The organism is Pseudomonas sp. AC193, assembly GCF_979258075.1.
Genome location: NZ_OZ409832.1, coordinates 51,661 through 73,418, shown reverse-complemented (window position 1 = coordinate 73,418; position 21,758 = coordinate 51,661). Strand labels below are relative to the sequence as shown.

22 protein-coding genes are annotated in these 21,758 nt (G+C 60.1%); 13 read left to right on the top strand and 9 right to left on the bottom strand.

Features of this window, described 5'->3' with window-relative positions; translation table 11 throughout:
• The first annotated feature begins 250 nt into the window (after nucleotides 1-250).
• Together ACZZ0D_RS00345 and ACZZ0D_RS00340 are read left to right on the top strand one after the other, a co-directional pair.
• The gene (locus ACZZ0D_RS00345; protein ID WP_008081098.1) at nucleotides 251-670 is read left to right on the top strand and encodes a hypothetical protein; all 420 of its coding nucleotides are present in this window, start codon (nucleotides 251-253) and stop codon (nucleotides 668-670) included.
• A gap of 12 nt (nucleotides 671-682) precedes the next feature.
• Complete coding sequence (locus tag ACZZ0D_RS00340; protein WP_463552202.1) at nucleotides 683-1,591, top strand: cation diffusion facilitator family transporter; 909 nt, start codon at nucleotides 683-685, stop codon at nucleotides 1,589-1,591.
• A 27-nt stretch (nucleotides 1,592-1,618) separates the two neighbouring features.
• Here ACZZ0D_RS00340 and ACZZ0D_RS00335 read toward each other — a convergent pair whose 3' ends face one another.
• Complete coding sequence (locus tag ACZZ0D_RS00335; protein ID WP_463552201.1) at nucleotides 1,619-2,728, bottom strand: DUF6515 family protein; 1,110 nt, start codon at nucleotides 2,726-2,728, stop codon at nucleotides 1,619-1,621.
• A gap of 447 nt (nucleotides 2,729-3,175) precedes the next feature.
• On the opposite strand from ACZZ0D_RS00335, the gene ACZZ0D_RS00330 reads away from it, so the two are divergent.
• A complete protein-coding gene (locus ACZZ0D_RS00330; protein WP_007909658.1) occupies nucleotides 3,176-3,655 on the top strand; it encodes an Lrp/AsnC family transcriptional regulator in 480 nt (159 codons plus the stop codon).
• A gap of 189 nt (nucleotides 3,656-3,844) precedes the next feature.
• The gene (locus ACZZ0D_RS00325) at nucleotides 3,845-4,054 is read left to right on the top strand and encodes a DUF2788 domain-containing protein (protein ID WP_003228500.1); all 210 of its coding nucleotides are present in this window, start codon (nucleotides 3,845-3,847) and stop codon (nucleotides 4,052-4,054) included.
• Here ACZZ0D_RS00325 and ACZZ0D_RS00320 read toward each other — a convergent pair.
• The 5 genes from ACZZ0D_RS00320 to ACZZ0D_RS00300 form a co-directional block, all read right to left on the bottom strand.
• On the bottom strand, nucleotides 4,049-4,684 hold the full coding sequence (locus ACZZ0D_RS00320; protein WP_463552200.1) for a pseudouridine synthase: 636 nt from the start codon (nucleotides 4,682-4,684) through the stop codon (nucleotides 4,049-4,051). The two genes, ACZZ0D_RS00325 and ACZZ0D_RS00320, sit on opposite strands and share 6 nt — an antisense overlap.
• Nucleotides 4,685-4,757: 73 nt before the next feature.
• Nucleotides 4,758-6,257, bottom strand: coding sequence for an AMP nucleosidase (gene amn, locus ACZZ0D_RS00315; protein WP_162130776.1), 1,500 nt, complete (start codon nucleotides 6,255-6,257; stop codon nucleotides 4,758-4,760).
• A gap of 170 nt (nucleotides 6,258-6,427) precedes the next feature.
• Complete coding sequence (locus ACZZ0D_RS00310; RefSeq protein WP_463552199.1) at nucleotides 6,428-8,077, bottom strand: acyl-CoA dehydrogenase family protein; 1,650 nt, start codon at nucleotides 8,075-8,077, stop codon at nucleotides 6,428-6,430.
• Between the two features lie 95 nt (nucleotides 8,078-8,172).
• A complete protein-coding gene (locus ACZZ0D_RS00305) occupies nucleotides 8,173-10,527 on the bottom strand; it encodes a 7TM diverse intracellular signaling domain-containing protein (protein WP_463552198.1) in 2,355 nt (784 codons plus the stop codon).
• Nucleotides 10,528-10,680: 153 nt separating this feature from the next.
• The gene (locus ACZZ0D_RS00300) at nucleotides 10,681-10,875 is read right to left on the bottom strand and encodes a hypothetical protein (protein WP_282356945.1); all 195 of its coding nucleotides are present in this window, start codon (nucleotides 10,873-10,875) and stop codon (nucleotides 10,681-10,683) included.
• Here ACZZ0D_RS00300 and ACZZ0D_RS00295 point away from each other — a divergent pair.
• From ACZZ0D_RS00295 to ACZZ0D_RS00280, 4 genes are all read left to right on the top strand, one after another.
• Nucleotides 10,874-11,671, top strand: coding sequence for a hydroxymethylpyrimidine/phosphomethylpyrimidine kinase (locus ACZZ0D_RS00295; protein ID WP_007909650.1), 798 nt, complete (start codon nucleotides 10,874-10,876; stop codon nucleotides 11,669-11,671). The two genes, ACZZ0D_RS00300 and ACZZ0D_RS00295, sit on opposite strands and share 2 nt — an antisense overlap.
• Nucleotides 11,672-11,689: 18 nt before the next feature.
• The gene (thiE, locus tag ACZZ0D_RS00290) at nucleotides 11,690-12,313 is read left to right on the top strand and encodes a thiamine phosphate synthase (protein ID WP_008081079.1); all 624 of its coding nucleotides are present in this window, start codon (nucleotides 11,690-11,692) and stop codon (nucleotides 12,311-12,313) included.
• A gap of 17 nt (nucleotides 12,314-12,330) precedes the next feature.
• On the top strand, nucleotides 12,331-13,614 hold the full coding sequence (gene hemL, locus ACZZ0D_RS00285; RefSeq protein WP_463552197.1) for a glutamate-1-semialdehyde 2,1-aminomutase: 1,284 nt from the start codon (nucleotides 12,331-12,333) through the stop codon (nucleotides 13,612-13,614).
• A gap of 225 nt (nucleotides 13,615-13,839) precedes the next feature.
• The gene (locus ACZZ0D_RS00280) at nucleotides 13,840-14,394 is read left to right on the top strand and encodes a tetratricopeptide repeat protein (protein ID WP_003228518.1); all 555 of its coding nucleotides are present in this window, start codon (nucleotides 13,840-13,842) and stop codon (nucleotides 14,392-14,394) included.
• Nucleotides 14,395-14,505: 111 nt separating this feature from the next.
• Here ACZZ0D_RS00280 and ACZZ0D_RS00275 read toward each other — a convergent pair whose 3' ends face one another.
• Nucleotides 14,506-14,835 (bottom strand): DUF1820 family protein, encoded by a 330-nt coding sequence (locus tag ACZZ0D_RS00275; protein WP_003185742.1) that lies wholly within the window; start codon nucleotides 14,833-14,835, stop codon nucleotides 14,506-14,508.
• 133 nt (nucleotides 14,836-14,968) lie between these two features.
• Here ACZZ0D_RS00275 and miaB point away from each other — a divergent pair, with 133 nt between their 5' ends.
• The 5 genes from miaB to lnt all read left to right on the top strand — a co-directional run bounded on the left by miaB (nucleotide 14,969) and on the right by lnt (nucleotide 20,385).
• Entirely contained in the window at nucleotides 14,969-16,297 is a 1,329-nt protein-coding gene (gene miaB, locus ACZZ0D_RS00270; RefSeq protein ID WP_122592708.1) for a tRNA (N6-isopentenyl adenosine(37)-C2)-methylthiotransferase MiaB, read from the top strand.
• A gap of 216 nt (nucleotides 16,298-16,513) precedes the next feature.
• Nucleotides 16,514-17,512 (top strand): PhoH family protein, encoded by a 999-nt coding sequence (locus ACZZ0D_RS00265; protein ID WP_038361873.1) that lies wholly within the window; start codon nucleotides 16,514-16,516, stop codon nucleotides 17,510-17,512.
• Complete coding sequence (ybeY, locus tag ACZZ0D_RS00260) at nucleotides 17,505-17,999, top strand: rRNA maturation RNase YbeY (protein ID WP_053124144.1); 495 nt, start codon at nucleotides 17,505-17,507, stop codon at nucleotides 17,997-17,999. The genes ACZZ0D_RS00265 and ybeY overlap by 8 nt, the downstream gene beginning before the upstream one ends.
• 5 nt (nucleotides 18,000-18,004) lie before the next feature.
• Nucleotides 18,005-18,844, top strand: coding sequence for an HlyC/CorC family transporter (locus ACZZ0D_RS00255; RefSeq protein WP_007909641.1), 840 nt, complete (start codon nucleotides 18,005-18,007; stop codon nucleotides 18,842-18,844).
• A 17-nt stretch (nucleotides 18,845-18,861) separates the two neighbouring features.
• Complete coding sequence (gene lnt, locus ACZZ0D_RS00250; protein ID WP_212545748.1) at nucleotides 18,862-20,385, top strand: apolipoprotein N-acyltransferase; 1,524 nt, start codon at nucleotides 18,862-18,864, stop codon at nucleotides 20,383-20,385.
• 87 nt (nucleotides 20,386-20,472) lie between these two features.
• Here lnt and ACZZ0D_RS00245 read toward each other — a convergent pair whose 3' ends face one another.
• Together ACZZ0D_RS00245 and ACZZ0D_RS00240 are read right to left on the bottom strand one after the other, a co-directional pair.
• Nucleotides 20,473-21,234 (bottom strand): YdcF family protein, encoded by a 762-nt coding sequence (locus ACZZ0D_RS00245; RefSeq protein ID WP_053124148.1) that lies wholly within the window; start codon nucleotides 21,232-21,234, stop codon nucleotides 20,473-20,475.
• Nucleotides 21,235-21,338: 104 nt separating this feature from the next.
• A complete protein-coding gene (locus tag ACZZ0D_RS00240) occupies nucleotides 21,339-21,662 on the bottom strand; it encodes a hypothetical protein (protein WP_053124151.1) in 324 nt (107 codons plus the stop codon).
• Between the last annotated feature and the right edge of the window lie 96 nt (nucleotides 21,663-21,758).

Genomic DNA, 21,758 nt, shown 5'->3' with positions numbered 1-21,758 from the left:
CGCAGCATGGCGCGCTCACAGCTTTAGCCCGGAGGGCCGAACCCCGACAGGATTCATTAGCCTTCACGCGGTGTCGATCTGGAGAAAACAACTTCAATCCTCAACGTATTTCGGTAGGGGTGAGACGAGGCCGCAATTTACTGTGGGCACGCCCTGCCAGGCCGAGTATAACGGCGAACTGCAAGGCGTTCGTCAGGGTCTTAACTTCACTCGACGACTCTTCGTTCTTAGATCAATCAGGAGATTTCCCATGCGCTTACCTTTTCGCCTGATCGGCGGTGTACTGGTCGCCACCCTGCTCACGCAAATCACGGCGTGCGGTTCGATTTTCTACCCGGATCGTCGCGGTCAGATTGACGGCAAAGTCGACCCGGCGATTGCCGTGCTCGATGCCGTGGGCCTGCTCTTCTACATCATCCCGGGCCTGATCGCGTTTGCCGTCGACTTCGCCACTGGCGCGATTTATTTCGAACCGGGCCACACCGCGCAGATCGATCCGGCCAAACTCAAACAAGCCATCGGCCCGGACGGTCAGGTCGATAACCACAAGTTGCAGGCTATTCTCGAAAGCGAGCTGGGCAAGGACTTCCCTCTGGATGACCCGCGCCTGATTCAACACAAGGGCAGCACGCAGCAACTGGCGATGTTCGGCCTGCAACCTGCCGCTTAAAAAGGAAACGCAATGACCTCCAGCCCCGAACACGCTCGCCTGCTACGGCTGGCGACCCGCGCCTCGGTGGCGGTCGCCTGCATGCTGATCGTCGCCAAAGCCATCGCCTGGTGGCTAAGCGGTTCGGTGGCCATGCTCGCCGGGCTCACCGACTCGGCGCTGGATGGCATCACCTCGATGCTCAACCTGCTGGCGGTGCATTACGCACTGCGTCCGGCGGATGACGATCACCGTTATGGCCACGGCAAGGCAGAGTCGCTGGCGGGCATGGCGCAGGCGCTGTTCATCGGTGGCAGTGCGGTGTTGATTGCGTTTCAGGCGTACGAACGACTGCACGATCCGCAGCCGCTTGGCGCGCCATGGCTGAGCATCGGCGTGATTGTGTTTTCGCTGCTGCTGACGGCGGCGCTGCTGGTGTTGCAGCATCGGGTGATCAAGCAGACTGGCTCTAATGCCGTGCGCGCGGATTCGCTGCACTATCGTTCGGACATGTTGCTCAACGGCAGCATTCTGATTGCGCTGATTTTGGCCGGGTTTGGTTTTGATCAACTGGATGCGTGGTTCGGTCTGGGGATCGCTGCGTACATTCTGTGGAGCGCGATCCAGATCGCCCGGGAAAGTTTTTCGGTGTTGATGGATGAAGAGCTGCCGGCGGACGTCAGTCAGCACATGCTCGAACTGGCGTGCAGCGTGCCGGGGGTATTGGGTGCGCATGACTTGCGCACGCGGATCTCCGGCAACCATTGGTTTGTGCAGTTGCACCTGGAATTGCCGGGAGAGTTGACGCTGTCAGTGGCACACGGCATCAGCGATCAAGCCGCCGATGCCATCCACCAAGCCTACCCGCGCGCCGAAGTGCTGGTGCACGCCGATCCGATAAAAGCAGCGACAAGTCGCGAGCCGCAAGCTTCAAGCTTGTAGCTCGAAACGTGCAGCTCGCAGCTGCTTTTACTGAACCTGATAACCGCGACTGCTCAGGCAATTGCCCTGAGCTTGTCGGTACGCCTGAACCACTTCGGGCGCCGGTTGATAGGTCGCGGTGCGCGGGTCGAAACCGCTTTGCTGCACTGCGTACTGATAGCACTGATAACCGTCCTGCTGCACTTGCTCCGGCGACTGACCGTTGGCCGGATAGGCTTCGACGTCATAGCCTTGGGATTGCGGTTGCGGCTGTTGCTGCACGGGCGGCTCGACCACCACGTAATCCTGCGTCGCTTCTTGATAGGCGTAGTAGGAACCGGCGGCGAGAAACAGTAGCGAACCACCGATCCACACTTCTCGCGAATAGTCCGGCAAGTACTGAATGCGGATCCCGCGCGGTGGTTGCACGACGATGTAGCGCGGGCCTTGCGGGCGGTACCAGTAGCCACCGGAATAGAAATAATCCTGCCCGCGATACGGCACGCGATAGTCGCGATCCGGGAAGCGGTCGATCACATGCCCCGGCCGATATTGCGGGCCCGGCCCCCAACCGTTGCCATGCCCGTCCGGACGTCCCGGCCAGCGATTGTCGTTGGGCCGGTAGTCATTGGGCCGGTTGTTGGTCTGCCAATGTTGGTTGTTATTGTTGTAACCATTTTGCGAACGCTCGTCGCGGTAGTAACCCTGACGCGGTTCCTGAGTCTGGCGCACGGTGTCGGGCCGCGACTGGATCGGCAAACTGTTGGCCGGCATTTGTGGCGGCGGTGGCGGCTGACGCACCGGGTTGGGGTTATAGCCAGGCCGATTCTGGTCATGGTTTTGCCATTGGCCATTGTTATTGTGCGGCTGGCCGTTGTGTTCGAACTGACGGCTGTTGTCGCCACGAATGACTTCGTTGTTCTGCGGGCGCGGTTGATTCTGCGGCGGCTGATTTTGCGGACGCGCCTGGTTTTGCTGCGGATTGTTTTGTGGACGCGGCTGATTTTCGCCGCCATGCCCTTGGTTATTGCCTTGATGCCCCTGCCCGTGCTGCCCGCCATTCGGGCTGCGGCTCTCTGGATCATCGGCCAGCGCTTGCACACTGACACTCACACACAACACACCAACACCGGCCAGACGCCAGATGCGCGACTTCATGCTTTTCCTCACTGAGGCCTGTAATTAAGGGCGGCCTGTAACTAAGACCGGGTCGGGAACATCCGGTTCTGCAACAGGTTATCAGTCGCGCAACTTATTTATTGAGCGCCGCAAGATGAAATCGCAGGCAAGAAAAAAGGGAGACCCGTCGGCCTCCCTTTAGAGAACTTCGTCCTGGCTCGACGCTTATGACGTCGGCTCACCTCACGCCGTCTTCTGGACAGTGTGCAGCTCGGGGGCCGGCACAACCCCGGTGGGGGTGGCGGCCGCGGCAGGCCTTATAGGGCGGGCCGCGTGGACTGTGTTACCGAGCAGTGATTCTGGTGATAAGAATAGGCCTGAGGCCGCGACAGAGGATTGCGAAGATTGCTGAAATAAACACCACTTGCGCAATTTTTAACCCTGGATAGATAATCCGCCGCAATAGTTACAACCAAGGACAGATTGATGAGCAAACTCGACCGTTACGACCTGAGCATTTTGGCGGAATTGCAGCGCGACGCCCGCATCTCCAACCAGGAGTTGGCCGAGCGCATCGGTCTGTCGCCCTCGCCTTGCTCGCGCCGGGTCAAGCAACTGGAAGACGACGGCTATATCTCGCGTCAGGTCGCGTTGCTGGATCGCAAGATGCTTGGGCTGAGTTTGACTGCCTATGTGCTGATCGGCATGGATCGGCATACGCCGGAGCGCTTCGAGAATTTCGAAGCGGCGATTCGCACGTTACCGCAGGTGTTGGAGTGCAGCCTGGTCACGGGTGTGGATGCCGATTACCAGTTGAAAGTGGTAGTGCCGGATATGGATCACTATCAGAAGTTGTTGCTCGGCCACCTCACACGCATTGAAGGCGTGACCAGCGTGCGCTCGAGTTTTGTGCTGAATCAGGTGCTCAACAGCACTGAATTGCCGTTGACTCATTTGCGTAGCTGAGGACGCCTTCGCGAGCAAGCCCGCTCCCACATTTGGAATGCATTCCCCTGTGGGAGCGGGCTTGCTCGCGAAGAGTCCAGCACAGGCGACAAATGACTGCGGCACACCGACGCAGGTCAATGCCCCGCCATCCGCCCTTGGCGTATACTCGCCGCGCCCTTTTAGCCGCGCCCATGCCGGAGAACCCCAATGGATCCAGCCGTATTTGAAGAGTGGATGATGACCGGTCTGGTCAGCATCCTGATCATTTTCATGGGTTTTATCGTCTGGGATCTGGCGAAGAAGTCCAAGGCCGGGCGCTTTGGTTCGTTCATTTTGTTCTTCGTGCTGGGCTTGGGCGTGGCCGCGTTCATCATCAAAAGTGTGGTGATCGGCCTGATCGAATCCGGCGCTCTATAAGCGCGCCGGCACTTCCTTCCACTGGCCCTGATCGAGCCCTTCGATCGTCCAGTCACCAATCTTCACCCGCACCAGCCGCAACGTCGGCAACCCGACCGCCGCGGTCATGCGTCGTACCTGACGGTTGCGCCCTTCCCGAATCACCAACTCCAGCCACGACGTCGGTATGGACGCGCGAAAACGCACCGGCGGGTTGCGCGGCCACAGCTCAGGCTCGTCCAGCTGCCGCGCTTCAGCGGGCAAGGTCATGCCGTCGTTCAACTCAACGCCATCACGCAGACGCTGTAACTGCTCATCCGTCGGCACGCCCTCAACCTGTACCCAATAGGTCTTCGCCAGTTTGTGTTTCGGATCAGCGATGCGCGCCTGCAACTGCCCGTCGTTGGTCAGCAACAGCAATCCCTCACTGTCGCGATCCAGACGTCCGGCCGGGTAAATGCCGGGCACATCAATGTAATCCTTGAGCGTCGCCCGCCCTTCGCCATCGCTGAATTGCGTCAGCACATCGAATGGTTTGTTGAACAGGATCAGTTTCGGCTCGGCCGGAGGTGCCTTGGCAACACGGCGTGGCGAAGACGACTGAGGCTTCGCGCCAGGGCGGCGGGAAGGTGGACGCGGGGGACGAGACATAGGGAGGGCAAACATTTAGCGATCAGGGCTGACAATGCTAGTGCCCCGACCGCCAAATGACCACGACTAACCGTTAACGGAACGGCGGTTCGTCGAAGCTACGCAGTTTGCGCGAGTGCAGCGAGTTGAGTTCGGTGCGCAGCAGATCGACCGCTTCGATGCCGATCTTCAAGTGCTGGCTGACCGCGCGCTCATAGAACGCGTTGGCCGAACCCGGCAGCTTGATTTCACTGTGCAGCGGTTTGTCCGAAACACACAACAACGTGCCGTACGGCACCCGCAAGCGGTAACCCTGCGCGGCAATCGTGCCGCTTTCCATGTCCACCGCGACGGCGCGGGACAGGTTGATCAACGGTCGTTCCTGCGCCCAACGCAATTCCCAGTTACGGTCGTCGTAGGTCAGCACGGTGCCGGTACGCAGGCGTTTTTTCAGATCGTCGCCCTTCTCGCCGGTGACGTTGGCCGCTGCCTGTTGCAGCGCCATTTGCACTTCGGCCAGTGCCGGGATCGGAATGTTCGGCGGTACAACGCGGTCAAGAATGCCGTCGCGACGCATGTAAGCGTGGGCCAGCACGTAGTCGCCAATGGTCTGCGACTGACGCAGGCCACCGCAGTGACCGATCATCAGCCAGCAGTGCGGACGCAGCACGGCCAAGTGGTCGGTGATGTTCTTGGCGTTAGACGGGCCGACGCCGATGTTGACCAGCGTCACGCCGTGGCCATCGTTGGCGATCAGGTGATAGGCCGGCATCTGATAACGGTGCCAAACCACACCGGCAGCGATTGCCGAGGCTTCGCCGTGATCCATGCTCTTTTCGATGATCACGTTACCCGGCAAGACCATGCGCACGAAACGCGGATCGCTGCGCAACTGCTCCAGACCATGAACGATGAACTGGTCGACGTAGCGGTGATAGTTGGTCAGCAGAATCCACGGTTGCACATGACGCCAGTCGCTGCCGGTGTAATGCACCAGACGACGCAGGGAGAAATCCACGCGCGCCGCATCGAACAAGGCCAGCGGCAGCGGATCGGTGTTTTCCCAATCGTAGAGACCGTCGGCGATGCCATCGGTGGCGGCGGACAGGTCGGTACTCGGGAACACCCGCGCCAGCACGGCAGCGGTAACGCCGGAACCGGCCAGTTCATCGCCCTGCTCGACCACGTACGGATACGGAATGTTTTGCTGGCTGACGCCGACTTCCACGGTCACCGTGAAATCGTGCATCAACGGTACAAGCTGTTCGAGCAGATATTTGCGGAACGCCGCCGGGTGGGTGACGGTGACGCTGTAAGTGCCCGGCAATTGCACCTTGGCGTACGCGCGGGTGGTCTGCGGCACTTCGCCCTGGCAATGGTAGGTCAGACGCAGTTCGGGATAACGAAACAGAGCACGCTGCGCAGCGTCGGGTTCGACGCGATCTTTCAGGTAACGCTTGAGCGCCGAGTTCAGCGCAGTGGTGGCCCGCTCATGCAGCTCGGCGAGACGATCCACGGCTTGTTCGGCGGTTTGAACAACAATAAACGCTTCGGTCACGATCAGCTTCCTGTGTTCTGACTTGCAGAGCTTCATCTTGCCTGCATCGTGGCGTCACGGGAACAGTGGCATGTTGGCAACCGCACAATATAAGCGCCACCCCAATCCCTGTAGGAGCTGCCGAAGGCTGCGATCTTTTGATCTTGCTGTTTATAAGATCAAAAGATCGCAGCCTTCGGCAGCTCCTACAGGGGATTTGTGGGGGGTCAGAGGATTTGTGGGGTTGAGCGGGCGACGAGGGCTTCGATGTCGAGGCCGCGTGGCAAGGCGCCGTAGGCGCGGCCACCACCGCTCAGCCGGCTGGCGATGAAGGCATCGCTGACGGCTGAGTTCCCGGCCTCCAGCAATAGCTTGGCCTGCAAACCGAGCGCGATGTCCTCAGTCAACTGCCGCGCCCGATACTGAATGTCGCTCGTATCCTTGAACTGCGCCTGCAACTGTTGAATATGCGCGGCCAGGCGTTTGTCGCCGTGGCCATCACCGAGCTCGCTGAACAACACATCCAGCACACCCGGCTCTTTCGACAACGCGCGCAGCACGTCGAGGCATTGCACATTCCCCGAACCTTCCCACGTCGAGTTCACCGGCGCCTCGCGGTACAAACGCGGCAGGATGCTCTCTTCAACATACCCGGCGCCGCCCATGCATTCCGCCGCTTCGTTGATCATCCCCGGCGCGCGTTTACAGATCCAATACTTGCCCACCGCTGTCACCAGCCGCGCAAACTGCGCTTCGTGGCGATCGTCGAGATGATCCAGCGCCTTGCCCATGCGCAAGCTCAGGGCCAGCGCGGCTTCGCTTTCCAGGGCCAGATCGGCCAGCACGTTTTGCATCAATGGCTGTTCGCTGAGCAGTTTTCCGCCGACCTTGCGGTGCGCGCAGTGATGGCTGGCCTGGGTCAGCGCCTGACGCATCAGCGAGCTGGAACCGACCATGCAATCGAAACGGGTCATCGCGACCATCTCGATAATGGTCGGTACGCCGCGCCCTTCTTCGCCGACCATCCACGCCAGCGCGCCACGGAATTCCACTTCGCTGGAAGCGTTGGACTGGTTGCCGAGTTTGTTTTTCAGGCGCTGGATATAGAACTGATTGCGCGTGTCGTCCGGGCGATGGCGCGGCAGCAGGAAGCAGCTCAAACCCTTGTCGGTCTGCGCCAAGGTCAGGAACGCGTCGCACATCGGTGCCGAGCAAAACCATTTGTGTCCGACCAACTCATACGCCTCGCCCGGGCCACTCGCGCCGACCGGATACGCCTTGGTGGTGTTGGCGCGCACGTCGGTGCCGCCCTGTTTCTCGGTCATGGCCATGCCGATGGTCACGCCAGCCTTGTGCGCCATGCCGACGTTGCGTGGGTCGTATTCCGTGGCGAGGACTTTTGGCAGCCATTGCTCGGCGAGATTCGGTTGCAGACGCAGGGCCGGCACGCTGGCGAAAGTCATGGTCAGCGGGCAACCGCTGCCGGCCTCGGCCTGGCTGTGCAGATAACTCATCGCGGCGCGGGCGACGTGGGCGCCGTCCTGTGGATGCGTCCACGGCATCGAGTGCAAACCATGCTCGATCGCCGTGCGCATCAGCTCGTGATAAGCCGGATGAAATTCCACCAGATCGATACGATGGCCGTAGCGATCATGGCTGACAAATATGGGTTTGTTTTGGTTAGCGAGGAACCCGGCTTCCATCAACGGCCCGCCGGCCAGCGCGCCGTAGGCATCGATCCGCGACTCGGCCCAACCGGCGCCGAACCTGCGCGACCACTCCTGCAACGGCAGGTCGATGCGGTACAGGTTGGTGCCGTCCAGCGACGGCGGCTGGTTGGTGACTTCGTGGGTTTCGGCGAACTGATGCAGGTTCATGACGGGCTCCTTGGCTCTCCAGAAAGCTCAGTTAAGCACCGGCTCCCTGTCGATCAAAGTGTCATAGGCGCCGAATTCGCGGCGCTTTTACCCTGTCAGCAGCTCAACACTCGACGCTCCAGCGCCGACTGCAAATCCTCGAATTTCACTGGTTTGTTCAGGTAATCGACCGCGACGCCCGTGGCGCATAGCTCTCGATCTGCGTTCAACGCCAACATGAACACCGGCAAGTTCGCACAACCCGGCAGCGCGTGAATCTGGCAGCACAATGACGCGCCTTCGTGGCTGGGCAACTGACAATCGATCAGCACCGCGTCGAAGGTTTCTCGCCGCAGGCAGTCCAGCGCCGTCGCGCCGCTGTCGGCGGTGCGCACGCGGAAACCGAGCTTGAGCAGCATGCCGCGCATCACCAGTTGGTTGACGCTGTTGTCGTCGACCAGCAACACCGTGCAGTCCTGCGGCGCGCGAATGCAATCACCGCCAGGCGCAGGATTCGGCGCGGCCTCAACCACCGGCAATTCAAACTCGACATCCAGCTGAAAGCGACTGCCGCTGCCAGGTTCGGAACGGTGCGTGAGTTTGCCGCCGAGCAGTTCCACCAATTGTCGGCAGATCGCCAGACCGACGCCGAGGCCACCGTATTCGCGGGTCATCGAACCGTCGAGCTGGAAGAAGCGCTGGTACATCGTCGCCTCGCCCAGATCGGTGAAACCGATACCGGTGTCGATCACCGCAAACGACAGCGCCAGACGATTGCCCGTCGACGGTTTGCCGGTGACCCGCAACGCCAGCCCGCCCACGCGGGTGAACTTGATCGCGTTATCCAGCAGGCATTCGAGGCATTGCGCGAGTTTGGCGCTGTCGCCGTGCAGACGATCAGGCAGGGTTGGCAGCACGTCGACCTTGAAGTCCAGCGACTTGCTCGCCGCGTTGCCGTCGAACTGCGCGCGCAACGATTCGACCACGCCACGCAAACTGAAACTGCCCGGCGAGGCCTTGAGCTTGCCGGCCTGCAATTCGGTGAGGGTGAGGATGCCGTTGACCATGCGCATCATGTCACGCGCGGAACCGGCGGCGGTTTGCTGATATTGCTCCAGCTCCGGATCCATCTCGACGGTCTGCATCAATTCCAGCGAACCGATCACACCGTTCATCGGCGTGCGCAGTTCGTGGGTCAGAGTCGCCAGAAATTCATCTTTGAGCTTGTTGCTGTGGGCCAGTTGCTGGTTGAGCACTTCGAGTTTCTGCCCGGCGTCGTACAGGGTCTGCGCCTGTTGCTCGCGCATCGCGTTGATGCGGTCGGCCAGCGCCAGCGACAGCAGCGCCACTTCGATGGCCGAACCGATCTGGCTGGCGTACATGGTCAGGAACACGTTTGGCAGAAGGCCCAGCACCATCAGCGTGTTGACGATACCGCCGAGCAAAAACGCCGACCAGGCAATGATGAAGTACCGCGCCACCCGCAAACCGCGCCACCAGGCCAGAATCCCTGCGGCAAAAATCACCACGGTGAAGGTCAGTGCCAGCGTCGTCGCCAGGCGCAGGGCCAGCGCGTAACTGGTCATCAAGGACAGACCGATGACCAGCGCACCGAACGCGATCAGGCCGATCAAGACGCGATCGAGCCCACGGCTATGGGTTTTGGTCTGCAGGAAACTGCGCGCGAACTGGCTGCCGAACAGGCCGGCGCAACCGATGAAGAACGGGGTCGCGGCGTTGGCCCACCACGGATTGTTCGGCCAGAAGTACTCGACCGCCGCGCCGTTGACCGACAGTTGATAGAGGCCAAACGAGGCGATGTAGAAGATGTAATAGAGGTAGCTGGTGTCGCGCACGCTGAGGTAGATGAACAGGTTGTAAACCACCATCCCCAGCAGCACGCCATAAATAATACCGAGCACATACAGGCGCACGGGTTGGTCTTCGAGATACGCAGTGCTCGACCACAACGTTACCGGTGCCTGGATCGAGCCTTCGCTGGCCAGTCGCAGGTACACGGTTTGTTGTTGGTCGGGTTCGAAGACGAGGTCGAACAGGTAGTTGTTCTGGCGGATTTCGCGGCTGGCAAACGGCAAAGCGTCGCCGGTCTGACGGATCAGTTGATAATCGCCATTGGCGTCGGGCAAGTACAGATCAAGATGATCGAGCGGCGGATAAGCCAGCTCGAGCAACCAGGTGCGCTGGGCGGCGGGGTTGCTCGGGCGGTAATGCAGATCGATTTTCAGCCAGAACGCCGAACGCGAATAACCGGCGTTGAGCGTGGCTTTGTCATGGGCTTTGAAATTGCCGGCAGCGGCCTGCGCGCGGACGTCGGCAATGCTCGCCTGACCACTTGGGTCTTCGAACACTTGCAGCGACCGGCCCAAAGGCAGGTTCTGGGTGAATTCGTCGAATTCGACGGCGCTCGCCATGAGGGGCAAGCAAAACAGCAACATCAGCAAATAGCGCATTGAAGCCCCAGCGTGGCTCGTCCGGTTATGTCAGGAAGCCCCCCCATTCCTTGAGTAGACGTAAAACCGGTATTACCTGTTATTGGTTTGGATCCAGACTAGCATAGCCGCTGCTGGCCATTGAGCACCATCGAAATTTTTCCTACAAAGGCTCTAGAACGGGCGTTTCAGAGCAAAGCAGCGGACTAGAGCTGTTGGGTTGGTCAGGTAGATCAAAAGATCGCAGCCTGCGGCAGCTCCTACATTGATCTGGATTTTCCTGTAGGAGCTGCCGAAGGCTGCGATCTTTTGATCTTGCTCCGCCAGCCACACCCGTAAATCAGCTTTGGTGGTAAGCTCGCGCACCATGAATATCTACAGCTCCCGCCCCGTTGTCCTCTGTCTCTCCGGCCACGACCCAAGTGGTGGCGCCGGCTTGCAGGCAGATATCGAAGCCCTGCTCGCGCAGGGTTGCCATGCGGCTCCGGCCGTCACCGCCCTGACCGTGCAAGACACCGTCAACGTCACTGACTTCCGCGTCCTCGACCGTGAGTGGGTACTGGCTCAAGCCAATGCCGTGCTCAACGATTCCGAAGTCGCTGCAGTGAAACTGGGCATGCTCGGTTCGCTGGAGATGGTCGACACCGTTGTCGAACTGCTCTCGGCGCACCCGCACTTGCCGGTGGTCTGCGACCCGGTGCTGCGCGCCGGCGGCGGCGGTCGCCTGGGCAAGGACGAGGTCGGCTATGCGATGCGCGAGCGTCTGCTGCCGCTGTCGATCATTGCCACCCCTAACCTCCCTGAAGCGCGCATCCTCGCCGAACTGCCCGAAGGCACCGCCGACGAGTGCGCTGAAAAACTCCTGCCGTTCGTCAAAAACCTGCTGATCACCGGCGGCCACGGCGACGAAACTGAAATCCACAACCGCGTGTACAGCCGCGACGGTCTGCGTGAAACCTTTATCTGCCAGCGCCTGCCGGGCAGCTATCACGGTTCCGGTTGCACACTGGCCAGTGCTTTGGCCGGTCGACTGGCGCAAGGCGAACACCTGGCCAGCGCCGTGCGCAGTGCACTCGATTACACCTGGCGCACCCTGCGCGATGCCGAACAACTGGGCAAAGGCCAGTTCGTCCCGCGTCGCCTGCCGCTGGATTTCTGCTCGTAACGTCGTGAGGTCTGCCCGATGAAACTACGTGGCCTGTATGCCATTACCGACAGCGAATTGCTGGCCGGCAAGTTTCTGTCTTATGTGGAGGCGGCGCTGGAAGGTGGCGTCACCCTGCTGCAATACCGCGACAAGAGCAACGACGAGGCCCGCCGTCTGCGCGAGGCCGAAGCGTTGCGCGATCTGTGCGAGCGCTACAAAACGCAACTGATCATCAACGATGACGCCGAACTGGCCGCGCGCCTCAACGTCGGCGTGCACCTCGGCCAGACCGACGGCCCGCTGTCGCCGACCCGCGCCCTGCTCGGTTCAAAAGCCATCATCGGCTCGACCTGCCATGCGCAAATCGCCTTGGCCGAACAAGCCGCCAAAGAAGGCGCGAGTTACGTCGCCTTCGGCCGCTTCTTCAATTCCAACACCAAGCCTGGCGCGCCGACCTGCAGCCTCGACCTGCTCGACGAAGCCAAACGCACGCTGCACCTGCCGATCTGCGCGATTGGCGGCATCAGCCTCGACAACGCTGCGCCGCTGGTGGCCCACGGCGTCGACCTGCTTGCCGTGGTTCACGGTTTGTTCGGTGCCGAGAGCACCGCCGAAGTGACCCGCCGCGCCCGCGCGTTCAACGAATTGTTCAAATCCTGAAGATTGAGAGCCCGATCATGTCTCGTTCCGAAACCCTGTTTGCCAACGCCCAGAAACACATTCCCGGTGGCGTGAACTCGCCAGTCCGCGCATTCAAGAGCGTGGGCGGCACGCCGCTGTTCTTCAAGCACGCTGAAGGCGCTTACGTCACTGATGAAGACGACAAGCGTTATGTCGATTACGTCGGTTCGTGGGGCCCGATGATCCTCGGCCACAGCCACCCGGACGTGCTCGACGCGGTGCGCAATCAGCTGCAACACGGCTTGTCGTACGGCGCGCCGACCGCGATGGAAACCGAGATGGCCGACCTGGTCTGCTCGCTGGTGCCTTCGATGGACATGGTGCGCATGGTCAGCTCCGGTACTGAAGCGACCATGAGCGCAATCCGTCTGGCCCGTGGTTACACCGGCCGCGACAGCATCATCAAGTTCGAAGGCTGCTACCACGGCCACTCCGACAGCCTGCTGGTCAAGGCCGGTTCCGGCGCGCTGACCCAAGGCGTACCGAGCTCGGCCGGCGTGCCGGCGGCGTTCGCCAAACACACCCTGACCCTGCCGTTCAACGACATCGACGCCGTTGAAAAGATGTTGGCGGAAGTGGGCGACGAAGTGGCATGCATCATCGTTGAGCCGGTAGCCGGCAACATGAACTGCGTGCCGCCAGCGCCGGGCTTCCTCGAAGGCTTGCGTTCGCTGTGCGACAAACATGGCGTGGTGCTGATTTTCGACGAAGTGATGACCGGTTTCCGCGTTGCCCTCGGCGGTGCTCAGGCTTACTACGGCGTAAACCCTGACCTGACTACTTTCGGCAAGATCATCGGTGGCGGCATGCCGGTTGGCTGCTTCGGCGGCAAGCGTGAAATCATGGAACGCATCGCGCCGCTGGGCCCGGTGTATCAGGCCGGTACGCTGTCGGGTAACCCGCTGGCCATGGCCGCCGGTTTGACCACCCTGCGTTTGATCAGCCGTCCGGGTTTCCACGCCGAGCTGACCGACTACACCACGCGTCTGCTCGACGGTCTGCAACAACGCGCCGATGCCGCTGGCATTCCGTTCGTGACCACCCAGGCCGGCGGCATGTTCGGTCTGTACTTCAGCGGCGCCGACGACATCGTCACTTTTGAAGACGTGATGGCCAGCGACGCGGCTCTGTTCGGTCGCTTCTTCCACCTGATGCTGGAAGGTGGCGTGTACCTGGCACCGAGTGCCTTCGAAGCCGGTTTCACCTCGATCGCTCACGGCGAAGCCGAGTTGCAACTGACGCTGGAAGCTGCCGAACACGCCTTCGCTGCACTGAAGTAATTGCCGTACCGCTGACGTTGGCTATCGCCAGCGTCAGCATTCACCTACATCCGCGCTGTTTTTCCGATGCTCCTGCTAAAAATCTTCCCTAAAGTGGGCGATATATTCCCCGCGCAGCAGAAAAACGAGTAAAGACTTTGTAAGGTTGGCCCTGCTTATTTCATAATGCGCGCTTATTGGATCCCTCGATGGGTCCGCGTGCCCTTCAGAGGTAAGTCGATTCCCATGAACCGCACCGGCCGCACCCTTGCCTTGGGCTGCCTGTTGCTCCTTCAGCCCCTGCTCGCGCATGCACAAGCAGGCGGCAACTCGTTGTTGATCCCGGCGATGGGTCGTTGCACCCTCAATACTCAGCCGCAAGACGTCACGCAGGCACTGGCCGCCTGCCAGAAAGCGGCGGACGAAGGGGATGCGCAAGCGCAATACGAGTTGGGTGAGTTCTACTACGACGGCAAAAATGCGCCGCGCGACCTCAATCAAGCCCTGAGCTACTTCGAAAAAGCCTCGTTGCAAGGCCACGCTCAGGCGCAATTCAAACTCGGCACGATGTTCTTCCACGGTGAAGGCGTGCAGGCCAACAACATTCAGGCGTATATCGTTCTGAAGATGGCTGCGGTCAACGGCGCGGAAGATGCGCTGGATACGGCCGACGAAGTGTCCGAAAAAATGTCCCGCGAAGACCTTGAGACTGCCACGCAGGTGCTTGGGCAAATTTTCCGTAAATACCTGATGGAATTGCAGAGCGCCGATGGGCGTACGCCGTTCTCGCCCCTTCCCTGATTTTTGCATCGACCTTTCTGACCTCTTCGCGAGCAAGCCCGCTCCCACATTGGAATGCATTCCCCTGTGGGAGCGGGCTTGCTCGCGAATGAGGCGACTCGGTCTTACGGCTTACTTCTCAGGCATCGGCATCGGGAACGGCATCACATTGCCGACCGCGCCGCGGGCTTCGCTGATTTTCGGGGTGCCCAGACGTTCCACTTCGTCGATGCGCACAATCGAATGCATCGGCACAAAGCTGCGTACCACGCCTTCAAACTGCGCCTTGAGCTTTTCTTCGCTCGGGTCGACGACCACTTGCGTGCGCTCGCCAAAGACGAACTCTTCCACTTCCAGAAAACCCCACAGATCACTTTGATAGATCTGCTTGGCGTACATTTCGAACACCTGGCCCTGGTTGAGGAAAATCACCTTATAGATTGGAGCTTCGCGTTTGGTCATGGCGGGGGGATAACATCGGGGATAAAAATGAGGGCGCAAACTATAGCATAGCCTCCGGACGCACAGCGGTAGGAACCTGAGGGCTTGTTCCCTATAATGCCGGGTTCTTTGAATCACGTGACGACACTAATCCATGGCCAAGAAGCTTTACATCGAAACCCACGGTTGCCAGATGAACGAGTACGACAGCTCGCGCATGGTCGATCTGCTGGGTGAACATCAGGCCCTGGAAGTCACCGCGCGCGCGGAAGACGCCGACGTGATTCTGCTCAACACCTGCTCGATCCGCGAGCGCGCACAAGATCGCGTGTACTCGCAGCTCGGCCGCTGGCGCGAACTGAAACTCGCCAACCCGGACATGGTGATCGCCGTCGGCGGTTGCGTGGCCAGCCAGGAAGGCGCGGCGATCCGTGATCGCGCGCCGTACGTTGATGTGGTGTTCGGCCCGCAGACCCTGCACCGCCTGCCGGAAATGATCGACGCAGCACGCATCACCAAGCTGCCGCAGGTCGACGTGTCGTTCCCTGAAATCGAAAAATTCGACCACTTGCCCGAGCCACGCATCGATGGCCCGAGCGCTTATGTGTCGGTGATGGAAGGCTGCAGCAAGTACTGCACGTTCTGCGTGGTGCCGTACACCCGTGGCGAAGAAGTCAGCCGGCCGTTCGATGACGTGATCGCCGAAGTGATTCACCTCGCTGAAAACGGCGTGCGCGAAGTGACGCTGCTGGGGCAGAACGTTAACGGTTATCGCGGCACGACCCATGATGGTCGTCTGGCTGATCTGGCTGAACTGATCCGCGTCGTCGCCGCGATTGATGGCATCGATCGCATTCGCTACACCACTTCGCACCCGCTGGAATTCTCCGACAGCCTGATCCAGGCCCACGCCGATGTGCCGGAATTGGTGAAGCATCTGCACTTGCCGGTGCAATCGGGCTCCGACCGGATTCTCGCGGCGATGAAGCGCAACCACACCGCGCTGGAGTACAAATCCAAGCTGCGCAAATTGCGTGCGGCGGTGCCGGGGATCTGCATCAGCTCGGACTTCATCGTCGGTTTCCCCGGCGAGACCGAGAAAGATTTCGAACAGACCATGAAGCTGATTGCCGACGTCGGTTTCGACTTTTCCTACTCGTTCGTTTACAGCCAACGCCCGGGCACCCCGGCTGCCGATCTGGCTGACGAGACCCCGGAAGAGTTGAAAAAGGAGCGCCTGAACGCGCTGCAACATCGCCTGAATCAGCAAGGTTTCGAGATCAGCCGACAAATGGTCGGTTCCGTTCAGCGCATTTTGGTGACCGATTACTCGAAGAAAGACCCGGGCGAGCTGCAAGGGCGCACCGAGAATAATCGTATCGTCAACTTCCGCTGCGACAATCCAACCCTGATCGGCCAGTTTGCTGATGTGCACATCGATGCCGCACAGCCGCACTCGCTGCGCGGCTCGTTGATTCAGTAACACCACATTTCCCTTGTGGGAGCGGGCTTGCTCGCGAAAGCGGTGTATCAGCAACGTTTATGGTGGCTGACACGACGCTTTCGCGAGCAAGCCCGCTCCCACAGGTACAGCGTCAGAGTCTGAAACCGGGCAACCTTATTTAAGAGCTTTCGCACCCAAGCCTCTGGCGTTATCCTTGATTTCATCTTAATTGCCCCAGGGCGGCTAAATACGACCTTGAACGCACCCATAGAACCACATCGTTTTATCCTCGAGCCCTTTGAGGCTCGCCGCTTCGCCAATCTGTGCGGGCAATTCGACGAGCATTTGCGCTTGATCGAACAGCGCCTGACGATCGAGATCCGCAACCGCGGAAACCAGTTCGAGCTGATCGGCGACCCCAAACACACCACGTCTGCGGAAAATCTGATTCGTCGCCTGTACCGGGAAACCAAAGGTTCAGAGCTGTCGCCAGATACGGTGCACCTGTTCCTGCAGGAATCGGCCGTCGTCGAGCTGGACAATCACGCCCCCGCCGAAGCCTCCGTCGCCCTGCGCACCAAGAAAGGCATGATTCGCCCGCGCGGCTTGAATCAGTTGCGCTACGTGAAGGAAATCCTCGGTAACGACATCAACTTCGGCATTGGCCCGGCCGGTACCGGCAAGACCTATCTGGCCGTGGCTTGCGCTGTCGATGCACTGGAGCGTGAGCAGATCCGCCGCATCCTGCTGGTGCGTCCGGCGGTTGAAGCGGGTGAGAAACTCGGCTTCCTGCCCGGCGATCTGTCGCAGAAGATCGACCCGTATCTGCGCCCGCTCTACGACGCGCTCTACGAGATGCTCGGCTTCGAATACGTCGCCAAGCTGATCGAACGCCAGGTGATCGAAGTTGCGCCGCTGGCCTACATGCGCGGTCGCACGCTGAACAACAGCTTCATCATTCTCGACGAGAGCCAGAACACCACCGTTGAACAGATGAAAATGTTCCTCACGCGGATTGGCTTTGGTTCTACAGCGGTCATCACCGGTGACATCACCCAGGTCGACCTGCCGAAAGGCACCAAATCGGGGCTGCACCATGTGATCGAAGTGCTCAAAGACGTGCCAGGCATCAGTTTCACGCACTTCCAGCCGAAAGACGTCGTGCGCCATCCTTTGGTACAGCGGATTGTCGAAGCCTACGAGCGCTTCGAAAACCGTGACGAAGCACCCAAGGACACCTCGCGAAATGCTTGAGCTAGACCTGCAAATCGCGACTGAAGCGAACGCGCCGAGTGAAGCCGACTTCCGTCTGTGGTGCGAACTGGCCCTGCGCCAGCGCACCGCTGACTCGGAAATGACCATTCGTCTGGTCGACGAGGAAGAAGGCCGCGAGCTCAACCACACCTGGCGCCAAAAGGATTACGCGACCAACGTCCTGTCGTTCCCTGCTGACGTGCCCGACGAGTTTCTCGACATCCCGTTGCTCGGCGATCTGGTGATCTGCGTGGCGGTGGTTGAGCGCGAAGCCGCCGAGCAAGGCAAGGAACTAAAGGCCCACTGGGCGCATCTGGTCATTCACGGCTGCTTGCATCTGCTTGGTTACGACCATATAGATGACGACGAAGCCGAAGAAATGGAAGCACTGGAACGCGAGTTGCTTGCCGAATTGGGCTATCCCGATCCGTACGCGGACGACGAAACCGAAACATCCCCTATCGTTACAACAAAGGATTCAGAGTAATCGCTATGAGCGAAGATCGATCGAGCAACGGGCAGAAGTCATGGCTGGGTAAACTCACCCAGGCTTTTGCCCACGAGCCGAAGAACCGTCAGGAGCTCCTCGAGCTGCTGCGTGATGCACATCAGAACAAACTGCTGGACAGCGAAGCGCTGGCCATCGTCGAAGGCGCCATTCAGGTGGCTGACCTGCAAGTACGCGACATCATGGTGCCGCGCTCGCAGATGATCAGCATCAAGGCGACCCAGACACCCCGTGAATTCCTCCCGGCCGTGGTCGACTCGGCCCACTCGCGCTACCCGGTCATCGGCGAAAGCCATGACGACGTGATGGGCGTGCTGCTGGCCAAGGATCTGCTGCCGCTGATCCTCAAGGAAAACGGCGACAGCTTCAACATCAAGGATCTGCTGCGCCCGGCCACGTTCGTGCCGGAGTCCAAGCGTCTGAACGTGTTGCTGCGTGAATTCCGCGCCAACCACAACCACATGGCCATCGTCATCGACGAATACGGCGGCGTGGCCGGTCTGGTAACCATCGAAGACGTGCTGGAACAGATCGTCGGCGACATCGAAGACGAGCACGACGTCGAAGAAGACAGCTACATCAAGCCGCTGCCCAGTGGTGATTTCCTGATCAAGGCCCTGACGCCGATCGAGAACTTCAACGAGTTCTTCGACAGCGAGTTCTCCGACGACGAGTTCGACACCGTCGGCGGTCTGGTGATGAGCGCGTTCGGGCACTTGCCAAAACGCAACGAAATCACTGAAATCGGCGCCTATCGTTTCCGCATCCTGAACGCCGACAGCCGTCGGATTCATTTGCTGCGACTCACGCCAATCGCCCGGTAATACCTCTAAGGATTGAAATGCGCTGGACAACCCGCCCCGGCTGGCCCGGTAACCTGCTGGCCGTGGCGGCCGGTGCAATCACCACCTTCGCTCTTGCGCCTTTCAACATCTGGCCGCTGGCACTGCTCGCAGTCGGCTTGTTCTACGCCGGACTGCGCGAGCTGAGCCCGCGCCAGGCGCTGGGCCGTGGCTGGTGCTTCGGTTTCGGCCTGTTCGGCGCCGGCACCAGTTGGATCTATTACAGCATCCACCATTTCGGCGGCGCTTCGGTGCTGCTGGCCGGGTTCCTGATGCTGCTGTTTACCGCCGCGATTGCCTGGTTCTTCGCACTGCCCGCCTGGATTTGGGCGCGCTGGTTGCGTCGCAACGAAGCGCCGCTGGCCGATGCCCTCGCGTTTGCTGCGCTGTGGGTTGGTCAGGAAATGTTTCGTGGCTGGTTCCTGACTGGTTTCCCGTGGTTGTACTCGGGTTACAGCCAGCTCGACGGCCCGCTAGCGGGGCTCGCGCCGGTCGGTGGCATGTGGCTGGTGGGGTTCGTGCTGGCACTGACCGCTGCGCTGATCTACAACGCGCCGCGTTTGCTGCAAAGCCGCCGTAAAGCTTTTGTTGTCGCCGGTCTGGTGCTGTTGGTCGGGCCTTGGGTGGCGGGTTTCGCGCTTAAGGGTCACGCCTGGACGAGTCCGTCGGGCGCGCCTTTGAGCGTTGCTGCGATTCAGGGCAACGTCGCGCAAAGCATGAAATGGGATCCGGCTGAACTCAATGCACAACTGGCGTTGTACCGCGATCTGAGCTTTCGTTCGAAACCGGTTGATCTGCTGATCTGGCCGGAAACCGCTGTGCCGGTGCTCAAGGAATCTGCCGAAGGCTACCTGAGCATGATGGGCAACTTCGCCGCCGAGCGTAAATCCGCATTGATTACCGGCGTGCCGATCCGCGAAATGGTTCGTCACGAAAAACGCTTCTTCAACGGCATCACCGTGGTCGGCGAAGGCGATGGCACTTACCTGAAGCAGAAACTGGTGCCGTTCGGCGAGTACGTGCCGTTGCAGGACGTCCTGCGTGGGTTGATCGCGTTCTTTGATTTGCCGATGTCTGACTTCGCCCGTGGCCCGGCCGACCAGGCGTTGCTGCAAGCCAAGGGTTATCAGATCGCGCCGTTCATCTGCTACGAAGTGGTGTACCCGGACTTCGCTGCCGGCCTGTCGGCGCGCAGTGATTTGCTGCTGACGATCAGCAACGACACTTGGTTCGGCACCTCGATCGGCCCGCTGCAACATTTGCAGATGGCGCAGATGCGCGCACTGGAAGCGGGTCGCTGGATGATCCGCGCGACCAACAACGGCGTGACCGGTTTGATCAACCCGTTCGGGCAGATCACCGAGCAGATTCCGCAGTTTGAACAGGGTGTGCTGTACGGCGAAGTGGTGCCGATGCACAACCTGACGCCGTATCTGCAATACCGCTCGTGGCCGCTGATGATTTTGTGTTTGCTGCTGTTTGGCTGGGCACTGATGGCTAGCCGGATCTCAAAAACCCTTTAAAGCAAAAGATCGCAGCCTTCGGCAGCTCCTACAGGGAAAAACACAAATCCCTTGTAGGAGCTGCCGCAGGCTGCGATCTTTTGATCTTCAGCGGTAAAACAGTGAATACCCCACCTGCCCCACCGCTTCATTCAGCAACTGCCCGCTTTGCCAGATCGATTTGAATTCCGGCAACCAGCCACCAAACGGTCTCGCGTTATCAGTGCCCAAAAAGCCCACCGGCGCCGGCACCACTTCAAATCCTGCCTGTTCAAAACTCCATACCGAGCGCGGCATGTGCCACGCCTGCGTCACTACAACCACGCGCTTGATCCCCTGTGGCAACAGAATGTCAGCACTTAGTTTTGCGTTCTCCCACGTCGTACGGCTTTCCCCTTCCTGCCAACGCACGGTCACGCCGAAATCATCACGCAGCGAATCGGCCATCAACTTCGCCTCGGTCGGCGGAGTGCCGTAATGCAGGCCGCCCGAAGTCAAAATCGGCAAGCCCGAGGCCTTGGCCAGGCGCGCCGCATAACGCTGACGTTCAAGCCCGACGCCGGTCGGCTGGTCTTCGCCCCAGGCCAGATCGCCACGCTCACGTCCGGAGCCCAACACCACAATCGCGTCAGCCCGTTGCGCCAGTGTCGCCCATTCCTCACGCGCCAGCGGCGGCTCCCGCTCCAGCGCCTTCGCGCCCCATTGCACAACCACCGGCAGGCTCATCAGCCAGAACCCGCCAAAACCAATGGCAAAACACAATCCAGCCAATCTCGGTCGCGAGCGGCGCAGCCACCACGCAGCCAGCAACAGCAGCAAAAGAATGCCGGGCGGCAATAGAAGTTGTTTGATGAAATAGCGAAAGGGCATCGGGCATCTCCAAAGATGCCCGAAGCCTAAGAGTGTTAATAACGCGTTACAACCAGTAGGTGGGATCCCGTTGAAAAAGATCCGTTTCTTGACCTGCCATGCGCTTACTTGGCCTGCATAGCCCGTACTTTGACGGTGTCTCTGCCGGGCGCCTTGTCCTTGAGCCAGATGACCTTGGCCGAATGTGCTGCATCGAGCTGCTTCACTGCTTGTGACAGGCAGCCGTGCGTTTCACGCTCACTGCGATCCAGATAGGCCTTGACCAGTTTGAACTCAGCGGGGCTCAAGCCACGCAATTCCAGTTCCAGGGGGCGCTCGTCGCGCAGCCGGTCAGCGGTTTTTACTGCGTCCAGGGCCATACCCAGACGGTCGATCAACCTCTCGTACAACTCGGGTTTATTCACGTTTTTTTGCCGTTGCTCCACCATCCCTCACCTCATTGAAGATAAGACTCACTCCCCAGTTAGAGCTTAGCTTCGCTGCACAAACCGGCTGTACGCCGCGACCAACGGCCCCAACGCAAG

What these genes read in the sequence shown, in the direction of transcription:
- ACZZ0D_RS00240 (WP_053124151.1), bottom strand. Translation starts at nt 21,662, where the DNA reads ATGGTGGAGCAACGGCAAAAAAACGTGAATAAACCCGAGTTGTACGAG.
- ACZZ0D_RS00345 (WP_008081098.1), top strand. Translation starts at nt 251, where the DNA reads ATGCGCTTACCTTTTCGCCTGATCGGCGGTGTACTGGTCGCCACCCTG.
- ACZZ0D_RS00305 (WP_463552198.1), bottom strand. Translation starts at nt 10,527, where the DNA reads ATGCGCTATTTGCTGATGTTGCTGTTTTGCTTGCCCCTCATGGCGAGC.
- ACZZ0D_RS00280 (WP_003228518.1), top strand. Translation starts at nt 13,840, where the DNA reads ATGAACCGCACCGGCCGCACCCTTGCCTTGGGCTGCCTGTTGCTCCTT.
- ACZZ0D_RS00325 (WP_003228500.1), top strand. Translation starts at nt 3,845, where the DNA reads ATGGATCCAGCCGTATTTGAAGAGTGGATGATGACCGGTCTGGTCAGC.
- lnt (WP_212545748.1), top strand. Translation starts at nt 18,862, where the DNA reads ATGCGCTGGACAACCCGCCCCGGCTGGCCCGGTAACCTGCTGGCCGTG.
- hemL (WP_463552197.1), top strand. Translation starts at nt 12,331, where the DNA reads ATGTCTCGTTCCGAAACCCTGTTTGCCAACGCCCAGAAACACATTCCC.
- ACZZ0D_RS00245 (WP_053124148.1), bottom strand. Translation starts at nt 21,234, where the DNA reads ATGCCCTTTCGCTATTTCATCAAACAACTTCTATTGCCGCCCGGCATT.
- ACZZ0D_RS00340 (WP_463552202.1), top strand. Translation starts at nt 683, where the DNA reads ATGACCTCCAGCCCCGAACACGCTCGCCTGCTACGGCTGGCGACCCGC.
- ACZZ0D_RS00255 (WP_007909641.1), top strand. Translation starts at nt 18,005, where the DNA reads ATGAGCGAAGATCGATCGAGCAACGGGCAGAAGTCATGGCTGGGTAAA.
- ACZZ0D_RS00300 (WP_282356945.1), bottom strand. Translation starts at nt 10,875, where the DNA reads ATGGTGCGCGAGCTTACCACCAAAGCTGATTTACGGGTGTGGCTGGCG.
- ACZZ0D_RS00295 (WP_007909650.1), top strand. Translation starts at nt 10,874, where the DNA reads ATGAATATCTACAGCTCCCGCCCCGTTGTCCTCTGTCTCTCCGGCCAC.
- amn (WP_162130776.1), bottom strand. Translation starts at nt 6,257, where the DNA reads ATGAAGCTCTGCAAGTCAGAACACAGGAAGCTGATCGTGACCGAAGCG.
- ACZZ0D_RS00335 (WP_463552201.1), bottom strand. Translation starts at nt 2,728, where the DNA reads ATGAAGTCGCGCATCTGGCGTCTGGCCGGTGTTGGTGTGTTGTGTGTG.
- ACZZ0D_RS00320 (WP_463552200.1), bottom strand. Translation starts at nt 4,684, where the DNA reads ATGTCTCGTCCCCCGCGTCCACCTTCCCGCCGCCCTGGCGCGAAGCCT.
- ACZZ0D_RS00310 (WP_463552199.1), bottom strand. Translation starts at nt 8,077, where the DNA reads ATGAACCTGCATCAGTTCGCCGAAACCCACGAAGTCACCAACCAGCCG.
- ACZZ0D_RS00330 (WP_007909658.1), top strand. Translation starts at nt 3,176, where the DNA reads ATGAGCAAACTCGACCGTTACGACCTGAGCATTTTGGCGGAATTGCAG.
- ybeY (WP_053124144.1), top strand. Translation starts at nt 17,505, where the DNA reads ATGCTTGAGCTAGACCTGCAAATCGCGACTGAAGCGAACGCGCCGAGT.
- thiE (WP_008081079.1), top strand. Translation starts at nt 11,690, where the DNA reads ATGAAACTACGTGGCCTGTATGCCATTACCGACAGCGAATTGCTGGCC.
- ACZZ0D_RS00275 (WP_003185742.1), bottom strand. Translation starts at nt 14,835, where the DNA reads ATGACCAAACGCGAAGCTCCAATCTATAAGGTGATTTTCCTCAACCAG.
- miaB (WP_122592708.1), top strand. Translation starts at nt 14,969, where the DNA reads ATGGCCAAGAAGCTTTACATCGAAACCCACGGTTGCCAGATGAACGAG.